The organism is Nonomuraea rosea (genome assembly GCF_039539705.1).
Classification (GTDB): domain Bacteria; phylum Actinomycetota; class Actinomycetes; order Streptosporangiales; family Streptosporangiaceae; genus Nonomuraea; species Nonomuraea rosea.
In genome coordinates this window covers 1-1,634 of record NZ_BAABDQ010000123.1, presented here as the reverse complement: position 1 = coordinate 1,634, position 1,634 = coordinate 1, and the positions used below count along the sequence as shown (strand labels likewise).

2 protein-coding genes are annotated in these 1,634 nt (G+C 66.4%); both read left to right on the top strand.

The genetic code is table 11. The features are described from left to right. On the top strand, positions 1-809 hold an 809-nt coding region (locus tag ABEA43_RS67665), incomplete at its 5' end, for a carbohydrate ABC transporter permease (RefSeq protein WP_345581529.1). Then, positions 806-1,633 carry a carbohydrate ABC transporter permease gene (locus tag ABEA43_RS67660; RefSeq protein WP_345581526.1) on the top strand — a complete coding sequence of 276 codons (828 nt, stop codon included), beginning with the start codon at positions 806-808 and terminating at the stop codon, positions 1,631-1,633. The genes ABEA43_RS67665 and ABEA43_RS67660, both read left to right, overlap by 4 nt. Position 1,634: the final 1 nt, after the last annotated feature.

Sequence of the window (1,634 nt, the reverse complement as noted above, 5' to 3'; positions counted from 1 at the left end):
TCTACCTGGTGATCTTCCTGGTGCCGACCGTGATGGCGTTCTACTTCGCGCTGACCCGCTGGACCCTGTTCGACAGCACCTTCGTCGGGCTGGACAACTTCCGCGACTTCCTGGCCGAGCAGAACCTGCGCATCGGCTTCCAGAACACGCTCGTCTACGCGGTCGTCACCAGCGGGCTCAAGGTCGTGCTCGGGCTGCTGCTCGGCGTGCTGCTCACCTCCAAGCTCAGGCTGCGCGGCTTCCTGCGCTCGGTGGTGTTCTTCCCGGTCCTGGTCTCCACGGTCGCGGTCGGCATCACCTTCAGCGCGCTGCTCCGGCCCGACACCGGGCTGGTCAACAAGGTCCTGGCGGTGGTCGGCATCGACGGCGGCGACTGGCTCGGCGACGCCACCACGGCGCTGCTGTCGGTCGCCCTGGTGGACGTGTGGAAGGGCGTCGGGATCGCCACCGTCATCTACATCGCCGGCATCCTGTCCATCCCGCCCGAATACCACCAGGCCGTCGCCGTGGACGGCGGCAACGCCTGGCACCGCTTCCGGCACGTCACCCTGCCGCTGTCCTGGCCGGCCACCTACTCGGTGATCATCCTGTCGTTCATCGGCGGCCTGCGCTCCTTCGACCTGATCTGGACGATGACCCGCGGCGGACCCGGCTTCACCAGCGACACCATCGCCTCGATCATCTACAAGCAGTACCAGGCCGGCTTCTTCGGCCTGTCCACCGCCGGGAACGTGCTGCTGTTCGTCGTCGTCACCGCCATCGTCCTCCCGCTCAACTACGTCCTCGGCAAAAGGCAGGTCGCCGTATGAGGGCCCTCAGACGAGCCGGCGCCGAGACCATCGCGCTCGTGCTGGCCACCGCGATCTTCCTCATCCCGTTCGCCCTCATGCTGCTCACCGCGGTCAAGGACCAGACCCAGGCCACCGACCTCGACTTCGCCTGGCCGGCCAACTGGCAGATCGTGCAGAACATCACCGAGGTGATCGAGGCCCGCGACTACGTCCTGCTGCGGGCCTACGTCAACAGCACCATCCTGACCGTCGCCTCGGTCGCGCTGATCGTGATCTTCGCCGCCATGGCCGCGTTCGTGCTGCAGCGCCGCGCCGGGAAGGTCGGCTCGCTGGCGAACTTCCTGGTGCTGTCCGGGCTGATCATCCCGCCCGCGATCGTGCCCACCATCTGGCTGCTGCGGGCGATCGGCCTGTTCAAGACCATGCCGGGGCTGATCCTGGTCGAGGTGGCCTTCGGCCTGTCCTACGCCGTGCTGCTGTTTCGCGCCTTCATCGCGGCCGTCCCCCGCGAGCTCGACGAGGCCGCCATGATCGACGGCTGCAGCGGGCTGCGGCTGTTCTTCCGGGTGATCTTCCCGCTGCTGCGGCCGGTCACCATCACCGTCATCCTGACCAGCTCGGTGGCCGTCTTCAACGACTTCGTCAACCCGCTGTACTTCACCCCCGGCGACGAGAACGCCACCGTGCAGGTCACCCTCTACAACTTCCAGAGCCAGTACAACACGCAGTGGAACCTGCTGTTCATGGACATCGTCCTGATCACGATCCCGCCGCTGCTGCTGTTCGTCTTCTTCAACCGCAAGATCGTCGCCGGTATGACCGCCGGCGCCATCAAGGGCTGAC

Bases quoted from the DNA above. Each gene is read 5' to 3' on its own strand.
- ABEA43_RS67660 (WP_345581526.1), top strand. From the start codon at position 806: ATGAGGGCCCTCAGACGAGCCGGCGCCGAGACCATCGCGCTCGTGCTG.